This window comes from Gryllotalpicola daejeonensis, from assembly GCF_039538145.1.
In the GTDB taxonomy this organism is placed as follows: Bacteria; Actinomycetota; Actinomycetes; order Actinomycetales; family Microbacteriaceae; genus Gryllotalpicola; species Gryllotalpicola daejeonensis.
Genome location: NZ_BAABBV010000001.1, coordinates 2,246,561 through 2,268,619 on the forward strand (window position 1 = coordinate 2,246,561; position 22,059 = coordinate 2,268,619).

Genomic DNA, 22,059 nt, shown 5'->3' on the forward strand with positions numbered 1-22,059 from the left:
CGTGTGCGTCGGCTTCGCCTGAGTCAGCTGTGCGCGAGGCCCTCGCGCGCTGTGATCGTCGTGAACTCGCTGCCGGAGCCGCCGTCGAGGCGGCGGCGGATCGAGCCGGCGATGCGACCGGCCTGCGCCTTCGCGAGCTCGGCCTTCTCGCCGGCGAAGAGCGCGTCGACGGTCTGGGCCCAGATCGCGAGCCAGCGGTCGAAGTGCTGCTGTTCGAGCGGGAACGTCGCGTTGAGTGCGACGTGCATCGCGAGCGCGTTGCGGCGATAGAGATCCGCGCTGAAGAGCACCGTCTGCCAGAAGTCGCACATGATCGGCAGATGGTGGTCGAGGTCCATGCGTGCGATCTCGGTGAAGATCGGCCCGATGAGCGGGTCGCGGAAGGCGGCGCGATAGAAGCTGCTGACGAGGGTTTCGACGTCGGCCCGATCGCGGAGGTCGTGGCTCACGACGCAAAGCTACGGCGGGGCGTTGAATGGATGCCGGGAGGTTGGGCCGATGACCCTCGACGAGCTGCGAGCCGCGCTCAAGGCAGACCCCGAGAACGCGGAGATGACGGCGCTCGGGTGGGAGCCGCTGTACACCGCGGGCCCCCGCGCGCGCGTCGTCGTGGTCGGTCAGGCGCCGGGGCGGAAGGCGCAGGAGAGCGGCGTGCCGTGGCGCGACGCGAGCGGCGCCAAACTGTGCGAGTGGCTCGGTGTCAGCGACGAGCTGTTCCACGACCCAGAGGCGTTTGCGATTGTGCCGATGGACTTCTACTACCCGGGGAAGGGCGCCAAGGGCTCGGGCGATCTGCCACCCCGCCCCGGGTTCGCCGCGAAGTGGCACCCCCTGATCCTCGGTGACCTGCCTGACGTGCGGCTCACGATTCTGATCGGGGCGTATGCGCAGAAGTTCTACCTCGGCGCTCGCCGCGGGAAGACGCTGACGGAGACGGTGCGGGCGTGGCGGACGTATCTGCCCGAGTACTTCCCGCTCGTGCATCCCTCGCCGCTCAACTTTCGCTGGCAGGCGCGCAACCCGTGGTTCGGCGACGAGTTACTGCCCGAGTTGCGCGCAGCCGTTTCGGAGGCGCTCGCGTGAGGCTAGTTTTTCGGTCATGAGCATCCCGTCCTCGCCCGACGAATTCCGTGACGCGCTTCGGCTCGAGGCGAGAGGGCTCGCCAAGCGGGCGATCAGGGGAGTGCGGGTCGCGTTCGGCATCGCTGGCGCGGCCGCGGTGATCGTCGGCGTGCTGCTGTTGATCTGGCCGCACCACACGATTCCGGTGCTGGCCGTGCTGTTCGGCATCTACCTCGTGATCACGGGCGGAGTGCGGCTCGTGCTGGGCATCTTCGGGCGCTCGCTCGGCACCGGACACCGCGTGCTCGGGGTGCTGCTCGGCACACTGCTTCTGGTCGGGGGCGTGATCGCGCTGCGCGACACCGCCCTTGCGTCGGCGACGCTGCTGCTCGTCATCGCGATCGTGGTCGGGGTGGCTTGGATCGTCGAGGGCATCATGTCGATCACCGAGTCCGGGGCCTCGCCGCGGCAGGGGTGGGCGATCGCCTACGGGGTGATCAGTGTGCTCGGCGGCGTCGCCGTGCTGGCCGTGCCCGGGTGGTCGGGGTTCTGGCTGCTCATGGTGGCCGCGGTGATTCTGATCGTGCTGGGGCTGCTCGGGCTGATGCGCGCGTTCACCTTCGGGCGGGATGCGCTGAAGGCGCTGTAGGGGCGCGGGCGGTCGCGAACGGTTCGGCACCCTTTGCACGATTCGGCACCTCTGGTCGCGGCATCCGTGTGCCGAATCGTGCGTTGTGCGCCCGGCGCGCCCCGCTCAGCCCGCCGACTCGACGACGGCGATGCCGCTGCCGCGCAGGCGCCGACGCTCGTCGGCGAGGAAGCCGAGCAGGCGGTCGCGGGTGCCGCGGCTGTGCGCGGTGACGAGCGCGACGGCTTTGTCTGCGTCGCGAGTGGTGACGGATGCCACGATCTCGAGGTGCTCCGCGCGGGCGCGGTCGCGTGACTCTGCGGTGCTCGCGGACAGCCAGCGCACGCGCAGCAGCCGGGTGAGCACCTGACTCATCCCGTCGACCAGGAACGGATTGCGCGAGAGGCCCGCGAGCGCGACGTGGAAATCCGTGCCGTCACGCAGAGTGCCGTCGCGCAGGGTGGCTTCGCCGTTCGACGGGGACTCGGCGCCGGCATCCGCTTGGCTCGCATCGGCGATCAGGCGCAGCGCCTCGAGCTCTTCCGCGCCCGCACGCTCGACGGCAAGACGCACGGCCGCGGTCTCGAGGGCTTCGCGGTACTCCATGACGGCGCGCACCTCGGCGAGGTCGAGCGGGGTGACCTGCCAGCCCCGGCCGGCGCGCTGGACGAGTCCGTCCGAGGCGAGGCGCATCAGCGCGGCGCGCACCGGAGTGCGCGAGCCCCCGGCGACGGTCTCGAGTCCGCGCTCGCTGAGCCGCTCGCCCGGCGCCAGCTCGAACGAAAGGATCGCGGCGCGTAGCGCGGAGTACGCGCCGCCGTCGCGCGTTTGGTCTGCCGCGGCGGCGTCGCGGGCCGACTTTGCGGCATCACTGCCGCGGGTCTGCTCTGCGGCGCCGTTGCGCTCACTCTGATCGGCGACCGTGCCGCTGCCACTGGTCTTCCCGGCGCCTTCGCCCATTTCGCGCATCCTCATCGCCCGTGTAAGCATTGGTATACCGAAATGGTATCCCGAATGAGGAGGCAGCGCGATGAGCGACACCGAGGCGACCCCGGCAGCGGCCTGGCGGATGCTTGCCCTCGGCGTTCTCGCCCAGGCGGCCGGCACCCTGCTCGTCTCGACGCCTGCCTACCTCATTCCGTTGCTGCACGTGCAGCGCGGAGTGCCGCTCGCTCAGGCCGGGCTGCTCGCGTCCGCGCCGACCTTCGGCATGGTGCTGACGCTGGTCGCGTGGGGCGCCCTCGCCGACCGGTATGGAGAGCGCTGGGTCATCGCCGGCGGACTGTTCCTGACGGCGGCGTTCGCACTCGCCGCCTCGTTCGCGAGCGGCTTCGTGGGCCTCGGCGTGCTTCTGCTGCTCGGCGGCGCGGCTTCGGCGAGCACGAATGCCGCGAGCGGTCGGGTCGTCGTCGGGTGGTTCCCGCGGTCACGCCGCGGGCTCGCAATGGGCATCCGGCAGATGTCGCAGCCGCTCGGCGTCGCAGCGGCCGCCGTCGCGGTGCCGCCGCTCGCCGATCGCCTCGGGCCTGCGGGGCCGCTGCTGCTCGCGGCCGTCGTGCTCGCGGTGCTCACCGTGCTGTGTGCGCTGGGCATCAAGAATCCGCCGCGCCCTGCGCCGCGCCCCGCGTCGACCGAGGCTCCGGCTAACCCATATCGGGCGAGCGGATTCCTGTGGCGCATCCACCTCGTCTCGGTGCTGCTCGTCGTGCCGCAGTTCACGCTGTCGATCTTCGGGCTGGTCTGGCTCATCACGCAGCTGCACTGGAGCGCGACGGCCGCCGGAATCGTCATCGGCCTCTCGCAGTTCGTCGGGGCGATCGGCCGCATCGTCATCGGCTCGTGGTCGGACCGCGTGGGTTCGCGCACCCGCGTGCTGCGCTGGGTCGCCGTCTCGGGCGTCGTCGTGATGGCGGCGCTGGCCGCGACCGGTTCGGTGAAGTGGTCGGTCGCCGCCGCGGTCGTGCTGATCATCGCCACCACCGTGAGCGTCGCCGACAACGGACTTTCGTTCACCTCGGTGGCCGAGGCTGCGGGGCCCGCGTGGTCGGGCCGCGCCCTCGGGCTGCAGAACACGGGTCAGTTCCTCGCCGCCTCGGCGGTCGGCCCGGGCATCGGCGCGCTGATCACCGCGGTCGGCTACCCGGTCGCGTTCGCGCTTGTGGCGATCGCGCCGCTGCTGTCGATTCCGCTGGTGCCGCAGCGCGACCGGCACTGGGGCTAGGTGCCGCACCGCGCTCGGCGGCGGTGCGAGTGCGCCACTGCCTTCCGCTTTCCGCTACCCGGATCCGGGCGGCGAAATGCGGATCCTGGTGGCGCAACCGAACAGGGCGAGCGGATGCCTCAGGAGTCGCGCTTCATGAGGCCGGCCGGCCACAGCATCCGCTCGGCATAGCTGTGATCGCGGTCGAGCATGCAGTCGCACGCCGCGAACAGCAGCTCGCCGGTGCGCGAGTGGCGGAAGGTCTCGGCGTGCCAGGGCGCGACGAGGCGCAGCGCCTTGCGATCGTTCTCAACGAGTCCGCGCGACTTCAGCTCATCGTCGGGCTTCGCGGCGGACGTCATTGCGGGCTGCATGAGGGGAAGTGCCTCGAGCGGCACACTCAGAATGCTCATGCCCTATACGACCCGGCCGGCCCGGAATCGTGACGCGCCATCGGAAGATGCCCCTATCGGTCGGTCAGTTTCGCGGTATCCGGCGTCGGGCGCGGTGCGCTTTGCGCGCTTTGGGTCCGTCGAAGGGTGCGGGTTCGCCGGTGTCGGGCGGGTTCCAGGGGTCGGTGCGGCGGGTGGGCACGGTGAGCTCTGGGTAGGTGCGGTAGGTGCGGCCGCTTGGTGCGCGCCAGTCGAGGACTCCGTCGAGGTATTGCCGCAGTGACCACCCGGCCTGGTGTTTCAGCACGTGGTGGTTCTTGCACAGGTGCGCGAGGTCGGTCAGTGCGGTGGTGCCGCCGCGGGCATAGGCGATGGAGTGGTCGAGTTCGGTGTACTTGGGTGGGGCGCCGCAGCCGGGGGCGCGGCAGTGCTGGTCGCGCAGCTTCAGCACGCGTTTCAGTTCGGCCGGGACCCGGTAGGTGGTGCGGTCGAAGTCGAGGATGGCGCTGGTGATCGGGTCGGTGAGGATACGGCGCAGGCTGGGGGCCAGGGCGACGAGTTCGCGGGCGCGGAACGGGTCGATGACGCCCAGGCCGGGGATGAGGCCGGGCTGATCGTTCTTGCCGGCGAGGGTCTCGGCGGGGATCAGCACGTCCACGGTGACCGCGGCGCGGTGCTTGACCGCGGCGGTGCGGGCCTCGCGGGCCGGGGAGGCGGAAACTTTGCCGTCTCGGGTGGACCGCGCCTGATCGGTCTGAGTGTCGAGGCTGCCGATGGTGATCTGACCGTCGAGGAGCAGTTCGACGGCGAAGTCGGCCTCGAGCTGGGCGCCGGTGCGGGCATCGCCGGCGGCGCGAGCTTCCTGGGCGGCGTTCTCGAGGCCGGCCTTGATGCGGGCCGCGTCGGACAGCTCGAGGTAGGCGTCGAGGTGGGCCATGCCATCGCGGGCGGGGGTGAGCTCGATGTGCCGTTTCGCGAAGGCCCGTTCGTGGCGCCTGCGTAGCGACTCGGTCTCGAGGGTCTCCAGGACCTGTGCGGCCTTCTTGCGGAACCGGGCGAGGCCGAGCTTCTTCGCCCACGGCAGCAGAGCGGCCTCAGCGGCGACGCGGCTGCCGGAGGGAAGATGCGCGGTCTCGGTGATGATCTCGTGGGCGTGTGCGCGGGAGATGTCGCCGGCTTCCAGGGCGGCGAGCGTCGCCCGCAGCTCGTTGGCGAGGGTCCAGGCTTCGGCGAGGCGCTGCTCGGCGGTGCGCACGGAGATCTTCAGCGACGCGGCCAGCTCGGTGGCCAGGGACCGGACCTTCAGGTCGTGGCGGCGGGTGACGTCGGCCACATCGCCGGCGTCGATGGCGTCTTCGCCGGCGGAGCCTTCCGCGTCCATGAGCAGATCCGCGAGCACGCGCACCTCGGCCGCCTCGATCTTGGCGATTTCGCGACGCCCCTGACAGACGCGTTCGAGCAGCTCGGCCTGCCAGGAGGTGCCGAGATCAGAGGCGAGCGGCGTCACTCCTGAATCGAACGGGACTTCGAATGTCATAGTGAAAGTCAACCAGACACCACCGACATTGAATCGCCACAGGGTGACCGCCTGTGGATAACATCGACCGAGCGTCACACGACGCGCGGCACCACCGCCCCCAGCACATCGATGATCTTCGCCGGTTCGGGGTATCCGACGGCATACACATAGGTGGCGGTGAACCCCAAGCCGGCGAGGCGCTCGCACGCCGCCACGACCTCGTCGGCCGACTGTGTGGGGTCGAGCCTGATCATCGCCGTCTTCTCGACCGAGGAATAGGCGCGGCCGACCGCGTCGCAGTGGGCGCGCAGCACGTCGAGCTTGTGGGCGATCTCCGGCCCGTCGGCGAGGTTGCAGGCATCCGCGTATCTCGCAACGAGACGCAGCGTCTTCTTCTCTCCGCCCCCGCCGATGAGCAGATAGGGGTGGGGCCGCGTCAGCGACTGCGGCGAGTTGAGCGTGCGCCCCAGCTGATAGTGGGTGCCATCGAACGGGCCTTCGGAATCCGACCACATCTGCAGGCAGATCTGAACGGCCTCCTCGAGCTGGGCGAGACGCGTTCCGACGGGCGGGAAGTCGAAGCCGAGCCCCGCGGATTCCTGATCATTCCACGCCGCCCCGATACCGAGACCGGCGCGGCCGCCCGAAAGGACGTCGAGCGTCGTCACGGCTTTTGCGAGCAGAGACGGATGCCGGTAGATGACGCCCGTGACGAGCGTGTGCAGCTTCACGGTGGAGGTCTGTGCGGCGAGGAACCCGAGGGCGGTGTAGGCCTCGAGCATGGCGCGGTCTTCGGGGCCGATGCCCGGCAGTTGCCAGAAGTGATCCATGACGGTGATGCGGGAAATCCCGGCGGACTCCGCGTTCTTGGCGTGAGCGGCAAGCGTTGGGCCGAGAGCGGCGTCGCCGCCGTTCCAGGTGAAGTCGGCGATATGCAATCCGAGTTCCATGCGCAGACGATAGGCACGACGACGAGGCGAACGCCACAGTCTCATACGGCACGATGGAGGGGTGGCACTGTTCAGGAAGAAGCGACGCGACCTCGGCAGCTTCGTGCCGCCGGAGCCCGAGCCGCTCGCGCCCCTCGACGACGTCGTCGAGGACGCCCTGAAGATCGCCTACCACGGCGTGCGCATGGCGGTGAAGAACCACCTGATCGTCAACGCGCTGCGCGACGGCAAGCCGTTCGACGAAGCTGAGCTCGAGGAGTTTGCGCGCGGTGAGTACCACGCGCTCGCCGAGACGAATCGCGACGCGGCCGTTCGTGCCCAGCGCGACCTCGACCGCGAAGAGGCGAACACCGGCGGCCGCATCTACCCCGGCGGCAAGCCCGTCGTGGTCGAGCCTGATCACCGCCGCAAGCCGCTCGCGCTGCGTGCCGTTGCGCATGCCTACGACTCGACGGCCGTCGAACACGAGGCGCTGAAGCAGCTCGTCGACGAGGCGAAGGCGGCCGCGTGGGACGAGATCGGCGGCACGTTGGCAGCACGGCTCTCGGCACCGCGTGTCGACGACGACCCCGACTACGCCGCGTTCCGCGACGAGCGGCTCGCGCACTTCATCGACGAGGATCTGGCGGAGCTGATGAAGAGGTCGGCTACTCCCGAGTGATCGGCGGGCGCCGGCCCGGAATCGTCGGGAACATCCCCGTGTGGCCGAGCCGCTCCTCGGCGATCGCCATGATGCGGTCGCGCTGCAGGAACCACCCGAGGAACAGCAGCGGGATGATCACGATGAGCGAGGCGACCGTGTACGTCCCGACCGGGTAGTCGAACCCCATGAGCACGATCACCGCCACAAGGAACGCCAGGGTGAGCCACGAGGTGAACGGCGCCCCGAAGAGCCGGAAATGCGGGCGCTCGAGCTGGCCGGCATCCGCCATTCTCTTCAGCTTCATCTGGCAGAGGATGATCGTGCCCCAGCTCGAGATGATGCCGAGCGCCGACACGTTGAGCACGATCTCGAACGCCTGCGCAGGCAGCACGAAGTTGAGGCCGACGCCGAGCAGGGCGACGCAGAACGTGAGCACGATGCCGCCCCACGGCACGCCGCGCGAGTTCATGACCCCGGTGAAGCGAGGGGATGCCCCCGACTGCGCCATCGAGTGCAGGATGCGCCCGGTCGAGTACAGCCCCGCGTTCAGCGACGAGAGCGCCGCAGTGAGCACCACGAAGTTCATCGCGTTGCCCGCGAACGCCGCGACGGTCGGGTTGCCGATGTGCGAGAAGAACGTCACGAAGGGGCTCTCGTCGGCGCTGTACGACGAGAACGGCAGCAACAGCGCGAGCAGCAGCACCGAGCCGCAGTAGAACACCGCGATGCGGAAGATCACCGAGTTCACAGCCCGCGGCATGACCTTGTGCGGCTCAGGCGTCTCGCCTGCGGCGGTGCCGACGAGCTCGACGCCGGCATACGCGAACACGACACCCTGCACGATGACGACGGCGGTGACGATCGTCGAGGCGCCGTGCGGCAGCAGGCCGCCGTGCGCCGCGACCATGCCGATGCCCGTCGCGCCCTCAGAGGTCGGGAAGCGGAAGGCGAGGAAGACCGCGCCGACGATCAGGAACACGACGAGCGCGGTGACCTTGATGAGCGCGAACCAGAACTCCATCTCGCCGAAGACGCGCACCGAGATCAGGTTGGCCGAGAGCACCACGACGAGCGCGATCAGGGCGATCAGCCACTGCGGCGCGGCCGAGAACGCCGACCAGAACTTCACGTAGACCGCGACGGCGGTGGAGTCGACGATGCCGGTCATGGCCCAGTTGAGGAAGTACATCCAGCCGGAGACGTACGCCGCCTTCTCGCCGTAGAACTCGCGGGCGTAGCTCACGAACGAGCCCGACGACGGCCGGTGCAGCACCAGCTCGCCGAGCGCGCGCAAGATGAGGAACGCGAAGAACCCGCAGATCGCGTAGTCGAGCACCAGCACGGGCCCCGCGGATTCCAGTCGACCGCCCGCACCGAGAAAGAGACCGGTGCCGATCGCGCCGCCGATGGCGATCATCTGCAGCTGCCGCGCGCCGAGGCTCTTGTGATAGCCCTCTTGCTCGTGGCTGAAGTCCTCGACGGCCGACATCCGGTCGCCGAGCAGCTCGAGGCGGTTCTCTTTCGTGTCGGCGATGTCGTATTCGACGGATGCCTGGGGCGTCGGCTCGCTCGACCGAGCGTGACGCCCCGGCCCCTGCGGGCCGTGCGGTGCTGAAGACATGCGGTCCCCTCTCACTGCCAGTGAGACCAGCTTGGCCCCACGACGGGGGAGGGCGCTACTGGGCGCGCAGGCCGTCGACGACGAGGTCGAGCAGACGCGCGGCCTGAGGGCGCCAATCGGATGCCGGGTCGAGTCGCCACAGGAATCCGACCGCGAGCAGCACGTCTTCGGCGCTGAGGTCCGCGCGCAGCACGCCCGACTGCTGACCGCGCTCGAGCAGATGGCCGATGGCGCCGGTGAGCAGCTCGTGGATCTCCGCGCGCTCGAACGGCACGCTCTTGGTGGCGGCATCGAGGGCGCTCATGAGGCCGGCCTTCGTCATGCCGTATTGCGCCATGCGGTCGAACCAGGTGCGCAGCGCGGCGACGGGCTCGAGCTTCGCGATCCAGGGGGAGTAGGCCGCGTCGACGAGTTCCTGCACCTCGTGGCGATAGGCCGCGACGACGAGGTGGTCGCGCGTCGGGAAGTGACGGTAGAGCGTTCCGGCGCCGACGCCCGCGGTCTTCGCGATCGAGTTCAGCGATGCCTCGGGATCCGCGGTCAGCGCCTCGAGCGCCACCGAGAGGATGCGCTCGTAGTTGGCCTGGGCGTCGGCGCGCTTCTTCACTTCGGGCTTGGGGTCGGGCATCCGTCAACTCAACAAACGTGTTGCTTGCGAAACGGAGAGTTCTCCGTTACTGTGATTCAAGTCACCGGAGAGCTCTCCGGTTCTGACCAATCGTACACCCCTCTTCCTCTGAAAGGCGGTACCGCTATGCCTGGAACCAAGGCAGCGAACCCAACCATCGCCTTCACGATCCTGGCGCTCGCGGTCGCCGCACTGACCGCGCTGCAGTCGCTGATGGCACCCGTGCTGCCGGCGATGCAGGCCGATCTGCACACGACGCAGACCGGCGCGACCTGGATCATGTCCGCCTGGCTTCTCTCGGCGGCGGTCGCAACGCCGCTCATCGGCAAGGCCGGCGACCTCTTCGGGCGCAAGCGCGCCATCATCGCCGTGCTCGGCGCCATCGCACTCGGCACCCTGACCTCGGCGCTCGCGCCGAACCTCGCCATCGTGCTCGTCGGGCGCGTGCTGCAGGGCTTCGGCTATGCGGTGACGCCGCTCGCGTTCGGCATGATCCGCGAGATCTACCCCGCACACCGCGTGCCCGGCGCCATCGGACTGCTCTCATCGATCCTCGCGATCGGCAGCGGCATCGGCGTCGTGCTGGCCGGCCCGATCGAGTCGGCGCTGGACTGGCGGTGGCTGTTCTGGCTGCCGATGATCCTCGTCGTGCTGCTCGGCCTCGCCGCCGTGTTCCTGCTGCCCGAGTCGGGCGCCCGCACCGAGGGCCGCTTCAACGGGCGTGCCGCCGTGCTCATGGCCGGCTGGCTCGTCGCGCTGCTGCTGCCGCTGTCCGAGGGCCGAGCCTGGGGCTGGACGAACCCCGCGACCCAGGGCCTCTTCGTCGTCGCCGCCGTGCTGCTCGTGCTGTGGGTCGTCGTCGAGACGCGCGCAGCGCACCCGATCATCGACATGCGGCTGATGCGCACGCCCGCCGTGTGGGCCACGAACCTCGTCGCCCTGCTGTTCGGCGCGACCATGTTCGGCATCCTGACGTTCCTGCCGCAGCTGGTGCAGACGCCGCAGTCGTCGGGCTACGGCCTCGGGCTCAGCGTGACCGGCGCCGGGCTCGTGCTGCTGCCGATGGTCGTCGGCATGGGCGTGACCGGGCCGCTGAGCGCCCGCATCGCGCACCGCGTCAGCTTCCGCATGCAGCTCGTGTGGACGTCGCTGATCAGCACGGTCGCCACGGTCGGATTCGCGGTGATGCACGACTCAGCGCTCGTGATCGCCGCGTGGGGCCTGCTCTACGGCGTCGGGCTCGGCTTCGCCTACGCCGCGCTCTCGAGCCTCGTCGTGCAGAGCGTTCCGCACCACCAGACCGGCGTCGCGACCGGCATGAACGCGAACATCCGCGTCATCGGCGGCGCCGTCGGGACCGCGGCGGTCACGAGCGTCGTCACGGCGCACGCGACCGCGACCGGACTGCCCGTCGAGGGCGGCTACATCGGCGGATTCCTGCTGGTCGCCGTGTTCGCGCTCGTCGCGACCGGTGCGGCGCTGCTGGTGCCGCGGCGTTCCGCCGCAGTCGAGCAGACGGATGCCTCGCCCGCACCCCGCCACGAGGTGGAGGTCGAGTTCCTCGACGCCGCCTAGGCGGTGCACGGCGCCAACTGCTCCGGGAGGTCACCACTGCACTCTGCGCACCCGCGCGGCGTGCGGTGGTGACCGTTCAGCGCAGTTGCGGGGTGATTGGCCGCGTCGTCGCGAATCAGCCGCCGGCGGGATAGCTCGGCGAACCGTACCCGCAGACGAGAACACAGGTGACGGCGAGCGAGACATGGTTCATCGCCGCGCTCGTCCACCCGCCAACGCTGGTGGTCGCGTGCACCTCATAGGTGCCCGTGCCGGTCGGCAGGCCACCGGCGGTCAATGTGACCGTGTTGAGACCGCCCGTGCGCGAGTTCTCGGTCGAGGTCACAGAGTAGGTTCCGAGCAGCACCAGGCCGGTCGCGTTCGCAGTGAAGGTCACCGTCTGCCCGGGCAGAGCCGTCCCGTTGTACTTCCACGAGAACGTGAACGACGGGGCGTTGTTCGAGCTCGGGTCCGAGAACGTGATCGTCGGCATCGACGTCGTCTTGAAGGCGGCGCCGGCTACCTCCGAATCCGTGAAGCGAGCGTCCGTCAGCGCCGAATGGGCAGGGACGACCACGTGGCCCGCCACAAGTGCCGTCGCTGCGATCACGACGACGGCGAGTAGGCGACGGATGCCGCGGCCGCGGGCGCCGCGCGCGGTGCGGATGCCCCGCCTCATCGGCCGGCCCCCTCGGCGAGTTGTTCGCGGCGGCGGCGGGCGACTCCGGCGAGCAGCGCGCCGGTGCCCACCGCACTCGCGGCGAGCAGAGCGAAGACGCCGATGCGTGTGCCGGTGCGGGCGAGGCCTCCGGGCAGGTCGAGCCCGGGGCCGGCGGCAACCCCCGGCGCCGCCGGGGCGGCAGGTCCGTTCGTCGCCGGCGGCTCGACCCCGAGCGCCGCGAGATCCAGCCGCAGCACCGTGGTCTTCCCGCCGACCGACTGGGGCGAGCTCGCGGGCAGCACCGCTGTGATCAGCAGGTAGTTGTCGGCAGGGACCCGACCCTGCACACTCACCGAGGCGGTCGAGTCTGCGATCGTGGCCAGCGACGTCGGCGCCAGCTCGAAGGTCACTGCGCCCGGGCAGGTCGCGCCCTGCCACGGCACCGAGCACGCGGTCAGGCCGAGCTGCGTCGCCCGCAGATCGTCATCGGCCGGCGCCTGCACGTCTCCGCTCGCCGCGAGAGTCGCCGTGAGCTGCTGCACGGTGACGTTCCGGGTCGTCTCGCCGACGTACCACCGGGCTGCTTCCCCCGGGGTGAGCAGGTGCACCGTGCCTGCCGGGTCGCCGACCACCGTGATCGACGGCGCGGGCGTTGCGGCATGCGCGGGCGAGGCCGCGAGAGCAGCGCAGGCGGCGGATGCCGCGAGGGCGACCGCGGCCGCAGGCATCCGTCTCGTCACTCGCGTGCGCATGCACGCAGAGTCCCGCATGCGTCTGCGCGAATCGGACCGCGCGCTCACGGATCCTGCCTCGGCCACAGCACCCACGCGACCAGCGCGGCCACCGCCATGGCGAGGCCGCCGAGGACGAACGGGTTCGAGAACCAGACGATCACGCGCGCGAGCCCCGGCGCGTGCCACACCACCCTGCCGACGGTGGTCACGTGGTACGGCACCGGGTCGGCCGCAGCATTCGCGTCGCCCTTCAGGACGAGGTCATAGCCGCCGGCGGCATCCGGCTTCGACGACACCAGGCGGTGCGTGATGGGCAGCTCACCCGGCCGCTCGACAGTCACGACATCGCCGACGTGCGCCTGCTCGGCGGGGATGTGGTGCACCATCGCCAGCGACCCGGTCGGGATCGTCGGCGACATCGACCCCGTGCGGAACATGATCAGCGAGAGGTGGAACACGAGCGCCAGCACCACGAGCACGATGCACACCGCACCGGCCGCCGCCGTGACGTCGAGCAGCACGGTGCGGATGATGCGGGATGCGCGCGCGCCCGCGCTCGGCCGCCCGGCGCTCGCCGTCGGCTCTGGTGCGGTGTCGGTCACGGTCATGGTGTGGTCACGAGTTCTGGGTGGCGAACGTCCAGGTGAAGGTCGAGCCGGCCGCGGTGTTCTGCGGCGGGTTGGCGCTCGTCGGCACCGTGAGCTGCACGCAGAAGAACACGGGGGTTCCCGCGGATCCGGCGGTGGGCACTGCGAGCGGAATGCCCGCCGCAGGCACTGTCGGCGCCGTCGACAGCGCGGCGGCGGTCTGCTGCAGCCACGCACCGCTCGCGCTCGGCGCGAAGCTCGTCGTCGTGGCGGCGGTGTTGCAGGCGGCGGTGTCCCAGTACATGCGGTACTGCAGGCTGGTCAGCACGGCGTCGCTGCCGATCGAGCTCGGCGTGATGCTCGTCACGATGCCCGCGATCGACCCCGCCTTCGCCCGAATGGCGAACGAGGTGTTCATCGTCGCGCCGGGGTAGAGCGCCTGCCCCGGCGTAGCCGACGTGGGCGTCGGCGCGACGGCGGTGAACGCCAGAGTGCCCGCGGTCGCCGTCGTGGCGTGATCGGTGTAGCTGCCGCCGTTGTCGACGCTCGACTCCGTGTTGAACGTCGCGGTCTTGAAGGTGCCGCTGGCGAGCTCCTGGTCCGTCCAGGAGGCGTCGGTCGCGGCGGCACCCGCTCCCAGCACCAGCCCGAGCGCGAGCGCCGACCTCACATAGAGCGAGGCGCTGCGACGCGATCGGGCGCGCACGTGGCGCATGCCCGCCCGCCTACGAGGTGGTGCTGTTCGACGTCGCGTGGAAGTCCCACGTGACGGTTCCGGTCTGGCCCTGCCCGAGCCCCGCTCCCGCCGTCACGGCGTAGCAGAGGTAGACCGGAGCGCCTGGCGCCGCCGTCGTCGCCGGGTCGAGCGAGAACACGGTGCTGTTCGTCGCGCCGCCCGTGATCGCCGTTCCGGCGGGAACGATGGTGGTCGTCGCGCCGCTGACCGCCGCCGCGTCGCAGGTGGCGCTCGTCGTCTCGACCAGCGTGTAGGTCAGGTTCGGCAGGATCGTGCCGCCGTCGCCGGTGACGGTGGGCAACGAGATGTCGGCCCCGTTGGTGGTTCCGGTCGCGGTATGCAGCGCGAACGGTGCGTAGGCGGTGTCACCGGGCGACAGCGTCGAGAGCGTCGCGCCGCCGAGGGTGAACGCGAGCGTCGCCGCGGTTCCAGCCGTGTCGGCCTCGACCCAGGTCGTGCCGACGTCGGTCGACCCCTGCACGTTGAACGTGCCGGCCGTGAAGGTGCCCTGCGTGAAGACGTCGTCGTTCCACGCTGCGAGAGTCACGGCCGCCCCGACCCCCAGCACCACACCGCCGGCGAGACATGCCAGAACGATGTTCTTCTTCCGCTTCCTGCTGTTGCTCTGCTGCGCCAGCTGGGACATGACCCCTCCTTCATGCCGGCCGGGTCGCGGCCCTCCGCGCCCGGGGTGAGGGGCTCGCCCCCCACCTTCGGGGCACACATTAGAGGATTACGGGGTGTTACGCGACGGTTGTCGAGAAAGTCGCCGCCGAAACGAAAGTTTACGCAAAGCAACGACCGGGCTCAGCAGGCGGCGCTTCGGGCGCCGGGAACGCAGATCATTCCGCTACTGGCCACCCCGCCGTCGTGCGGCGCGAGGGCGACCTTGCCGCCCGACACGGTGACATCGAGCGCCACCGAGAAGTCGGCCGTGTTGCTGAAGGTGCCGTTGCGAGTATCCGTCTGCGTCGTCGTGATCTGGCCGTCGCGCGTCGACTTCACCTGCATCGCCTTCGCGTCGAAGGCGAGCGCGGGCTGGCGGGTGAGCGCATAGCTGACCGAGGGCTCGGCGGTGAGGTTGAAGATGTTGCGGATGCCGTCTGCGAGCGGGCACCCGCTCAGGGTGTGGCTGGCGAAGCATCCATTCACCAGCTTCGTCGCCTGTGCGACCGCCTGTGTGCCGAGCGCGCTCGACGGGGCGACGCCCAGGGTTACGGCGGCGTTTGCCCCTGCGACGGCGACCTGCTTCGGCACCGGCGAGAACAGTCCGGTCGAGTCGCCCGCCGCGAAGGTGTAGGTGCCGGGCAGCGCCGGGATCGCGAGCTTTCCGTCACCGCCCGGCAGCGGCAGCGACCGGCCGTCGACCGACAGCTTGTCGGCGTGCCCGCCACTCGCGACGGTGACGTCGACCTTGGCGATGGGGGCGTTCGTGATCTGCCAGGTCGGCTTGGCGAGGAGCCCCCGGTGCACGAGCGCGAGCTCGACGCGCGATGTGCGCTGCGTGCCGTGCTGGGAGTAGGTGATGGTGCCGGATGCCTGATCTCCCGCGCGCCGGAAGGAGCCCGCCTCGACGTGCGCGATGCCCCGATCGGCCTTGCCGTATACCGCGTCGGTGAGCAGCAGCCCGTTCGGCACCGAGCCCGCAGGGGTGTCGGTGAGGGCGAGGGCCTCCTCGGCCTTTCCGTCGGCGAGCAGCTGCCAGAAGCGGGTCGCGGTCTGCGCGGGAGCGGCGGGCTGCTGCAGCTGCGCCCAGCCGACTGCACCCGCCGCCACGAGCACCACGACCGCGGCGACGATCGCGATCACCCAGGGCGCGCGGCGGCGTCGGGCGGCGGTGGCGGGCATGCGCCCAGGGTACGGACTAGCGCTGGGCGATGCGCACCAGGTTGCCGGCCGGGTCGCGGAACGCGGCGTCGCGCTGGCCCCACGGCTGGTCGGTGGGCTCCTGCAGCACCTCGGCGCCGGGGGCAGCGGCAATCTTCTCGAACGTCTCGTCGAGATCGTCGGTCTTGAGTTGGATCATCTGCAGCTCGCCCTTCGCGAGCAGCGCCGCGAGCGCGTCGCCGTTCTCTTGCGAACGGCCACCGTGGGGCTGCTCGAGCACGATCTGGATCTCGGGCTGGCTCGGCACCCCGAGGGTGATCCAGCGGTAGCCGCCGTTCTCGGCCTCGAACAGCTTCGTGAAGCCGAGGGTGTCCTGATAGAAGGCGAGGGCGGCGTCGGGGTCGTCGACGAGGATGTGCAGGCTGGCGATGGAAACGGTCATGACGCTGACGCTACGCAGAGGCGGCGACGGATGCTTCTTCAGAACTGCTTTCTTCGGGGGCGGGGGCGGGGGCGCAGCCCTCGTTGGTCGACTCGGCGACGGAGGAGCCGAACGGAGACCTTTCGCGCCGAGGCCGCGTGATCACCATCACCTCGCACAGCGAGAGCGGGCGCATCGCCGTGTGGTCGCGCGCCTTGTACGCACTCGGGCTCTCACCCACGAGCTCGGTGAACCGTGCGGAAAACGAGCCGAGGCTCGTACAGCCGACCGCCGTGCAGACATCCGTCACGCTCAGGTCGCCCCGGCGCAGCAGCGCCTTCGCGCGCTCGATGCGGCGGGTCATCAGATAGGAATACGGAGTCTCGCCGTACGTGTCGCGAAACCGCCGGCTGAAGTGCGCGGGCGACATGAGCGCGGTCTTGGCCAGCGCCGGCACGTCGAGCGGCTCTGCGAACTCGCGGTCCATGCGATCGCGTGCTCGCCGCAGTCGGCGCAGCTCGTCGAGGTCGGGCATGCGTCAATTCTGCGCCGGGCTGTGCTGTGCCCGTTCGGCGCAATTGTTGCAGTTGCAGCGGGCACGATCGCGCCGAACGGGCACACGGAAGCGCCGAACGGGCACACGGAAGCGCCGAACGGGCACACGGGAGCACCGAACGGGAACGCGCGTGCGCCGAAAGGGCACGTCAGCGGCGGGTGAGGCGGAAGATGCGCAGGGTGCGGCCGGAGGCGACCTCGTACTTCCGGTATCCGGGCCACTGCCGCTGGATCGTCGCCCAGACCTGCTCGCGCTCGGATTCCGGCACGAGGGCGGCTCGCACAGGCATCCGCCGCCCCTTGTACTCGATCTCGGCGTCGGGGTGCGCGATCAGGTTGGCCGTCCACGCGGGGTGGCGCTCGCGCGCATAGTTCGAGCCGGTGATCAGCCACGTGTCGCCGTCAGGCACGCACATCAGCTCGGTCTGCCGCGGCTGGCCGGATTTCGCGCCCGTCGTGTGCAGCACCAGGGCGGGCATGAGGATGCCGCTCGCCGTCACCCGGCCGCCGGTGAGCCGCCTCATCAGTCGCTCGAAGCCGGGCATGAAGCGCGGGCCGTTGCGGCGGAACCACGGCGTGCGCGAGACCCACGCGACGCCGGCGCGGAAGGTGCGCAGCGGGGAGTCCATGGGTTCAGTCTGCATGAGCGGGCGGCGGGGGCGGGCGCTCTCCGCGGGTCACCCATTCGGTCGCACGCCCCGCCGTGCGCGGCCAGACTTCGATCCCGCTGACCGAATCGGTGACCGACCGAGAGCGCGGAAGGTGGGTACCTGCCAGGCATGCCGAAACTCACCGCACTCGCACTGAACTGCACGCTCAAGCCGTCGCCTCAGCCGTCGAGCACCGAGAAGCTCGCCGGTGAGGTGCTGGCCGAGCTCGAGAAGCTCGGGGTCGCGACCGAGCAGCTGCGCGTCGTCGATTACGACGTGCGCCCCGGCGTCACCGCCGACGAGGGCAACGGCGACGAGTGGCCGAAGATCAGGGGGCGCGTGGTCGCCGCCGACATCCTCGTGTTCGCGACTCCGACCTGGCTCGGCCACCTCTCTTCGGTCGCACAGCGCGTGCTCGAGCGACTCGACGCCGAGCTGTCGGTCTCCGATGACAACGGCGTCAAAGCGCTCACCGGCAAGGTCGCAGTGCCCGTCGTGGTCGGCAATGAGGACGGCGCGCACAGCATCATCGCCGCCGTCGGCCAGGCGCTGAACGACGTGGGGTTCACGCTTCCGGCGCAGGGATCGACGTATTGGAACGGCGAGGCGATGCAGACGACGGATTATCGGATGCTTGAGCAGACGCCACCCGTCGTCGCGTCGACCACGATGACCGCGGCGCGGAACGCCTTCCACCTCGCGTCGCTGCTGCACGACCGCCCCTACCTCCCGGCCGTGTAGCGCCGCCCGCTGGTCGAGTAGCCCGCGCGAAGCCGGGCGTATCGAGACCCCTTCCTAGGCATTACCTTTGCGGCATGACGTTCAACGAGAACGCCGACATCTCGGACGGCAAGGTCAGCCGCCGCGGCGGGGGCCGCGGCATGAAGATCGGCGGGGGCGCCGGCGGCGGTGCGATCGTGATCGCGATCGTGGTGCTGCTGATCCAGCACTTCACGGGCGTCGACGTCAGCGGTGTCGCGGGCGGACTCACCGGCCTGCAGGGGCAGCAGATCGACACGAGCGGCGACGAGCAACTGAGCTGCACGGCGGCCGAGGCGAACAAGGACGCCAACTGCCGCATCCAGGGTGCGGCCGCGCTGCTGCAGGACTACTGGGCCGACCAGGTGCGCGGTTACACCGACCCGCAGGGCATCGTGATCTTCGACCAGTCGACGACGACCGGCTGCGGTGGCGCCTCAACCGACATGGGGCCCTTCTACTGCCCGAACGACCAGACGATCTACATCGACCCCGCGTTCTACGACGAGCTCGCCCAGCAGTTCGGTGACCAGGCCGGGGCCCTCGCGCAGCTCTATGTGATCGGCCACGAGTGGGGCCACCACATTCAAGACATCACGGGAACGATGAAGGGCAAGAACCTCTCGGCGACGGGCGCCGCGTCAGACTCCGTGCGGCTGGAGCTGCAGGCCGACTGTTACGCGGGCGCCTGGATCGGCGACGCGACCGCCGAGACCGACGAGAACGGCCAGCACTACCTCGAGCCGGTCACGAAGGACCAGATCACGGATGCCTTGAAGGCGGCGGCCGCAGTGGGTGACGACCACATCCAGCAGGCGACCCAGGGCAGCGTGAACCCTGAGTCGTTCACGCACGGCACGAGCGCCCAGCGTCAGAAGTGGTTCAACACGGGCCTGAACGGCGAGCCCGCCGACTGCCAGACGTTCGGCATCCCGGCGTCGCAGCTCGGCTGACGCGCGCCGGATTCACAACGCGCCGACACAGCTGGCAGACGCGCGCCGGACCGACACATCCCGCGCTGCGCAAATTGCCCAAAGCGGGGCGAATCGCCGCAATTTGTACAAACTGTGCGAGGGGTGATGCGTCGCTGCTGGGCGCTGCTGGGCGTTGCTAAGCGCGCTTACGCGGCGGTCTCCTGCAGCTTCGCCTCCAGCTCGGCATCCGTCGGCTCGACGAAGTGCGAGGCATCCGGGAAGACGATCACCGGAATGTTCTTGCGGCCGCTGATCGCCTCGGCGCGCGCCGCGCCGTCTTCCACGTGCTCGACGTCGACGTAGTCGTAGTCGACGCCGAGGCGGTCGAGCAGCGCCTTCGAGCGGCGGCAGTCGCTGCACCAGGCGGCGCCGAACATGGTGATCTTGTCGAAGGTCTCAGGGGTGGCCATACCCGCGAGTTTACGTCGGCAAGTGCAACAGAAGCTGGCGATAGAAGCGCTCGCCACGAACGAGCGCATCGATGGTCACGCGCTCGTCGATGCCGTGGATCGCGGCGCGCTCGGCCGCCGACATGGCGAGCGGGGCGAAGCGGTACGTCGCGTCCGGAGTGAAGCGGTGAAAGTGACGCGCATCGGATGCCTGCAGCATCACATAGGGGGCGACGACCGCCTCGGGGTACGACTCGGCGACGGCTCGGGTGATCGCCTGCCACTGCGCGTTGTCGGTGCGCGACTCCGGGCTCGCGGGGTACCCCTCGAGCAGCTCGATCGTGATCGAGTCGTCGCGGATCGCCCGCTTCAGGATCGCCACGACCTGATCGACGGAATCGCCGACGGCGAGGCGCAGGTTCAGGGTCGCGCTCGCGGTGTTCGGAATGACGTTGTGGGCGGTGCCGGCGTCGAGCAGGGTGAAGGCGATCGTCGTCTGCACCAGGGCCGCGGGCTCGCCGCCCATCGCCGCCAGCAGCCGCGCCGTCACCGGTCCGAGCTTCGGCGCCACGGTGACCAGCGTCTTGCCTGCGCCGGTCGCCACGCCCTCGAACGATTGGAACATCGTGCGCGCGGTGCGGTTCAGGCGCTTCGGGAACGGGTTGCGCCGCAGGCGCGTGATCGCCCGGGCCAGGCGCTCGGGGGCGGTGCGCGCGCGACTCGGCGTCGCGGCATGGCTCGGGGGAGCGGTCGCCGTGAGCCGCACGGTCACAGCGCCCTTCTCGGCGACCCCGACCATCGCACTCTGGTGGTTGAGCGTCGGCAGGGGCGCGTCGATGACGGCCCCGCCCTCGTCGATGACGATCCAGGGCCGGATGCCTCGCGCGTGCAGCTCCTCAGAGATCGCCTGCGCCGACGGCCCTGTGGTCTCTTCGTCGCCGCCGAGGCTGATCAGTACAGGGCGCGCGGGGGTCTCACCCGCGGCGAGCAGGTTCTCGACCGCATCGAGCATGGTGACGAGCGCTCCTTTGTCGTCGACCGCGCCCCGGCCGTGCACCGCGCCGTCGGAGATGTGACCGGAGAAGGGGTCGAAGCTCCATTCCGCCGCCACAGCCGGCACCGTGTCGAAGTGCGCCATGAGGACGACGGGGTCGGCGTTTCGAGACGCGCGCGGATTCTGAGGAGCGCCGCGAAGCGCCGCGTCTCGAAGGGCCGCAGTCTCCGCGTGCTCCTCAACGAGCGGGGTCCACGAGAACAGGAAGCCCCGCTCGCCGATGCGCTCCTTCGTCAGGTGCCGGTGCACGAGCGGGTACAGCTCTTCGAGCAGCTGCTCGAAGGCCGTCGTGCTCTCGGCGGCGACGGTCGACGAGACGGTGTCGAGCTGCAGCAGCCGACTGAGGCGGTCTTCGATGCCGGGGCGTAGGGTCGAAGCATCCGCCTCGGTCGCGTCACTCGTGTCGGGCATGCGGTCAGCCTACGAGGCGCGGTGGCCGTGGCCCCGAGCTCATAGGAACCACAAATGGGGACAGCAACGCAGGCCCGATGTGACCTACCGTCAACTCTTAAGGGGTTGGGGGACGGATGCTGACGCAACAGCAACTGGACCGAGCTGTCGGCACCGTCATTGCGTCGGCGGCAGGGGATGCGCTTGGAGCGCCGTATGAGTTCCACGCGCCCGTCCTGCCGCCGACGCCAATCACCCTTCACGCCGGAGGTCCGTGGGAGCTCGGCGAGTGGACCGACGACACGAGCATGGCCGTGCCGATCCTGCAGGCCGTCGCCCGCGGGCGGGGGCTCGACGACTCGACGACTCTCGCCGGCATCGTCGGCGAGTGGATCGGCTGGTGCCGCAGCGCGAAAGACGTCGGCATTCAGACGAAGGCGGTGCTCGCAGGCATCCGCCACGTCACTGAGGAAGACGCGCGCACGGCGGCGCGCGCCGTCCACGACCGCAACGGGCGCTCAGGTGGCAACGGGTCGCTGATGCGCACGGGTCCCGTCGCGCTCGGGTATCTCGGCGACGGGCAGGCGGATGCCGCGGCCGCGGCCGCTCGCCGCGTGAGCGAGCTGACGCACTTCGAGGTCGACGCGGGGGATGCCTGCGCCGTGTGGTCGCTGGCGATCCGCTCGGCGATCCTCGACGGCACGCTCGAGCTGCGCACCGCCGTCGACACCCTGCCCGTCGAGCGCGCGTCGGTGTGGCATGGGCGGCTGGATGCCGCAGAGGCGGCCCTTCCGTGGGAGCTGCCCGACAACAACGGCTGGGTCGTGGCCGCGCTGCAGGCGGCGTGGTCGGCGATCACGCACGGCTCGTCGCTGCGCGAGGTGCTCGAGCTCGCGGTGCGCGCCGGGAACGACACCGACACGGTCGCCGCGATCGCGGGGTCGCTCGCCGGCGCCGTCTTCGGCGCGTCAGAGCTGCCGGACGAGTGGGTCTCGGCGCTGCACGGCTGGCCGGCCGATGAGTTCCGCTCCTTCGGCGCCGCGGAACTCACCGACCTGGCGCTCAAGGCCGTCGGCGCCCCCTAGTCACGATCGTTGAGGAGCACGCGGAGCTTGCGTAGCGCGC

General features: G+C 70.2%; 26 protein-coding genes. 8 read left to right on the plus strand and 18 right to left on the minus strand.

Features of this window, described 5'->3' with window-relative positions; genetic code table 11:
- Nucleotides 1–23: 23 nt before the first annotated feature.
- Entirely contained in the window at nt 24–449 is a 426-nt protein-coding gene (locus tag ABD736_RS10970; protein WP_344791803.1) for a group III truncated hemoglobin, read from the minus strand.
- Between the two features lie 49 nt (nt 450–498).
- Between ABD736_RS10970 and ABD736_RS10975 the strand changes: the two genes are divergently transcribed.
- Nucleotides 499–1,083 carry a uracil-DNA glycosylase family protein gene (locus ABD736_RS10975; RefSeq protein ID WP_344791804.1) on the plus strand — a complete coding sequence of 195 codons (585 nt, stop codon included), beginning with the start codon at nt 499–501 and terminating at the stop codon, nt 1,081–1,083.
- A gap of 16 nt (nt 1,084–1,099) precedes the next feature.
- Complete coding sequence (locus tag ABD736_RS10980; RefSeq protein WP_344791805.1) at nt 1,100–1,711, plus strand: HdeD family acid-resistance protein; 612 nt, start codon at nt 1,100–1,102, stop codon at nt 1,709–1,711.
- A gap of 105 nt (nt 1,712–1,816) precedes the next feature.
- On the opposite strand, the gene ABD736_RS10985 is transcribed toward ABD736_RS10980, so the two are convergent.
- Complete coding sequence (locus ABD736_RS10985; RefSeq protein ID WP_344791806.1) at nt 1,817–2,650, minus strand: GntR family transcriptional regulator; 834 nt, start codon at nt 2,648–2,650, stop codon at nt 1,817–1,819.
- Nucleotides 2,651–2,720: 70 nt separating this feature from the next.
- On the opposite strand from ABD736_RS10985, the gene ABD736_RS10990 reads away from it, so the two are divergent.
- Nucleotides 2,721–3,911 (plus strand): MFS transporter, encoded by a 1,191-nt coding sequence (locus ABD736_RS10990; protein WP_344791807.1) that lies wholly within the window; start codon nt 2,721–2,723, stop codon nt 3,909–3,911.
- Nucleotides 3,912–4,030: 119 nt separating this feature from the next.
- Here ABD736_RS10990 and ABD736_RS10995 read toward each other — a convergent pair whose 3' ends face one another.
- The 3 genes from ABD736_RS10995 to ABD736_RS11005 all read right to left on the minus strand — a co-directional run bounded on the left by ABD736_RS10995 (nt 4,031) and on the right by ABD736_RS11005 (nt 6,751).
- Nucleotides 4,031–4,303 (minus strand): hypothetical protein, encoded by a 273-nt coding sequence (locus ABD736_RS10995; protein WP_344791808.1) that lies wholly within the window; start codon nt 4,301–4,303, stop codon nt 4,031–4,033.
- 64 nt (nt 4,304–4,367) lie between these two features.
- Nucleotides 4,368–5,789: an HNH endonuclease signature motif containing protein gene (locus ABD736_RS11000; RefSeq protein WP_344791809.1), complete on the minus strand. Its 1,422-nt coding sequence runs from the start codon at nt 5,787–5,789 to the stop codon at nt 4,368–4,370.
- 104 nt (nt 5,790–5,893) lie between these two features.
- A complete protein-coding gene (locus tag ABD736_RS11005; protein ID WP_344791810.1) occupies nt 5,894–6,751 on the minus strand; it encodes an LLM class F420-dependent oxidoreductase in 858 nt (285 codons plus the stop codon).
- A gap of 61 nt (nt 6,752–6,812) precedes the next feature.
- On the opposite strand from ABD736_RS11005, the gene ABD736_RS11010 reads away from it, so the two are divergent.
- A complete protein-coding gene (locus tag ABD736_RS11010) occupies nt 6,813–7,412 on the plus strand; it encodes a hypothetical protein (RefSeq protein ID WP_344791812.1) in 600 nt (199 codons plus the stop codon).
- Here the strand turns inward: ABD736_RS11010 and ABD736_RS11015 are convergent.
- Nucleotides 7,399–8,883 carry an amino acid permease gene (locus tag ABD736_RS11015; RefSeq protein ID WP_344792246.1) on the minus strand — a complete coding sequence of 495 codons (1,485 nt, stop codon included), beginning with the start codon at nt 8,881–8,883 and terminating at the stop codon, nt 7,399–7,401. The two genes, ABD736_RS11010 and ABD736_RS11015, sit on opposite strands and share 14 nt — an antisense overlap.
- A gap of 187 nt (nt 8,884–9,070) precedes the next feature.
- Nucleotides 9,071–9,643: a TetR/AcrR family transcriptional regulator gene (locus ABD736_RS11020; protein WP_344791813.1), complete on the minus strand. Its 573-nt coding sequence runs from the start codon at nt 9,641–9,643 to the stop codon at nt 9,071–9,073.
- Between the two features lie 126 nt (nt 9,644–9,769).
- Here ABD736_RS11020 and ABD736_RS11025 point away from each other — a divergent pair, with 126 nt between their 5' ends.
- Nucleotides 9,770–11,218, plus strand: a complete 1,449-nt coding sequence (locus ABD736_RS11025; protein ID WP_344791814.1) for an MFS transporter — start codon at nt 9,770–9,772, stop codon at nt 11,216–11,218.
- Nucleotides 11,219–11,333: 115 nt separating this feature from the next.
- On the opposite strand, the gene ABD736_RS11030 is transcribed toward ABD736_RS11025, so the two are convergent.
- The 9 genes from ABD736_RS11030 to ABD736_RS11070 form a co-directional block, all read right to left on the minus strand.
- The gene (locus tag ABD736_RS11030) at nt 11,334–11,876 is read right to left on the minus strand and encodes a hypothetical protein (RefSeq protein WP_344791815.1); all 543 of its coding nucleotides are present in this window, start codon (nt 11,874–11,876) and stop codon (nt 11,334–11,336) included.
- Complete coding sequence (locus ABD736_RS11035) at nt 11,873–12,610, minus strand: hypothetical protein (RefSeq protein ID WP_344791816.1); 738 nt, start codon at nt 12,608–12,610, stop codon at nt 11,873–11,875. The genes ABD736_RS11030 and ABD736_RS11035 overlap by 4 nt, the downstream gene beginning before the upstream one ends.
- Before the next feature lie 44 nt (nt 12,611–12,654).
- Nucleotides 12,655–13,200, minus strand: coding sequence for a signal peptidase I (locus ABD736_RS11040; RefSeq protein WP_425555013.1), 546 nt, complete (start codon nt 13,198–13,200; stop codon nt 12,655–12,657).
- Nucleotides 13,201–13,207: 7 nt separating this feature from the next.
- Nucleotides 13,208–13,894 carry a SipW-dependent-type signal peptide-containing protein gene (locus tag ABD736_RS11045; protein WP_344791818.1) on the minus strand — a complete coding sequence of 229 codons (687 nt, stop codon included), beginning with the start codon at nt 13,892–13,894 and terminating at the stop codon, nt 13,208–13,210.
- Nucleotides 13,895–13,904: 10 nt separating this feature from the next.
- A complete protein-coding gene (locus ABD736_RS11050; RefSeq protein WP_344791819.1) occupies nt 13,905–14,561 on the minus strand; it encodes a SipW-dependent-type signal peptide-containing protein in 657 nt (218 codons plus the stop codon).
- A 161-nt stretch (nt 14,562–14,722) separates the two neighbouring features.
- On the minus strand, nt 14,723–15,763 hold the full coding sequence (locus tag ABD736_RS11055) for a hypothetical protein (protein ID WP_344791820.1): 1,041 nt from the start codon (nt 15,761–15,763) through the stop codon (nt 14,723–14,725).
- Between the two features lie 16 nt (nt 15,764–15,779).
- Nucleotides 15,780–16,184, minus strand: coding sequence for a VOC family protein (locus ABD736_RS11060; RefSeq protein ID WP_344791821.1), 405 nt, complete (start codon nt 16,182–16,184; stop codon nt 15,780–15,782).
- Nucleotides 16,185–16,194: 10 nt separating this feature from the next.
- The gene (locus ABD736_RS11065; RefSeq protein WP_344791822.1) at nt 16,195–16,698 is read right to left on the minus strand and encodes a helix-turn-helix transcriptional regulator; all 504 of its coding nucleotides are present in this window, start codon (nt 16,696–16,698) and stop codon (nt 16,195–16,197) included.
- Between the two features lie 169 nt (nt 16,699–16,867).
- On the minus strand, nt 16,868–17,347 hold the full coding sequence (locus ABD736_RS11070) for a nitroreductase family deazaflavin-dependent oxidoreductase (protein ID WP_344791823.1): 480 nt from the start codon (nt 17,345–17,347) through the stop codon (nt 16,868–16,870).
- A gap of 150 nt (nt 17,348–17,497) precedes the next feature.
- Between ABD736_RS11070 and ABD736_RS11075 the strand changes: the two genes are divergently transcribed.
- Together ABD736_RS11075 and ypfJ are read left to right on the plus strand one after the other, a co-directional pair.
- A complete protein-coding gene (locus ABD736_RS11075; RefSeq protein WP_344791824.1) occupies nt 17,498–18,109 on the plus strand; it encodes a flavodoxin family protein in 612 nt (203 codons plus the stop codon).
- Between the two features lie 74 nt (nt 18,110–18,183).
- Entirely contained in the window at nt 18,184–19,080 is an 897-nt protein-coding gene (gene ypfJ, locus ABD736_RS11080; RefSeq protein ID WP_344791825.1) for a KPN_02809 family neutral zinc metallopeptidase, read from the plus strand.
- 167 nt (nt 19,081–19,247) lie between these two features.
- Here the strand turns inward: ypfJ and ABD736_RS11085 are convergent, their stop codons facing one another.
- Both ABD736_RS11085 and ABD736_RS11090 read right to left on the minus strand, forming a co-directional pair.
- Nucleotides 19,248–19,511 (minus strand): glutaredoxin family protein, encoded by a 264-nt coding sequence (locus ABD736_RS11085; RefSeq protein WP_344791826.1) that lies wholly within the window; start codon nt 19,509–19,511, stop codon nt 19,248–19,250.
- 10 nt (nt 19,512–19,521) lie between these two features.
- Nucleotides 19,522–20,955 carry a M20/M25/M40 family metallo-hydrolase gene (locus tag ABD736_RS11090; RefSeq protein WP_344791827.1) on the minus strand — a complete coding sequence of 478 codons (1,434 nt, stop codon included), beginning with the start codon at nt 20,953–20,955 and terminating at the stop codon, nt 19,522–19,524.
- A gap of 116 nt (nt 20,956–21,071) precedes the next feature.
- On the opposite strand from ABD736_RS11090, the gene ABD736_RS11095 reads away from it, so the two are divergent.
- A complete protein-coding gene (locus tag ABD736_RS11095) occupies nt 21,072–22,019 on the plus strand; it encodes an ADP-ribosylglycohydrolase family protein (protein WP_344791828.1) in 948 nt (315 codons plus the stop codon).
- Nucleotides 22,020–22,059: the final 40 nt, after the last annotated feature.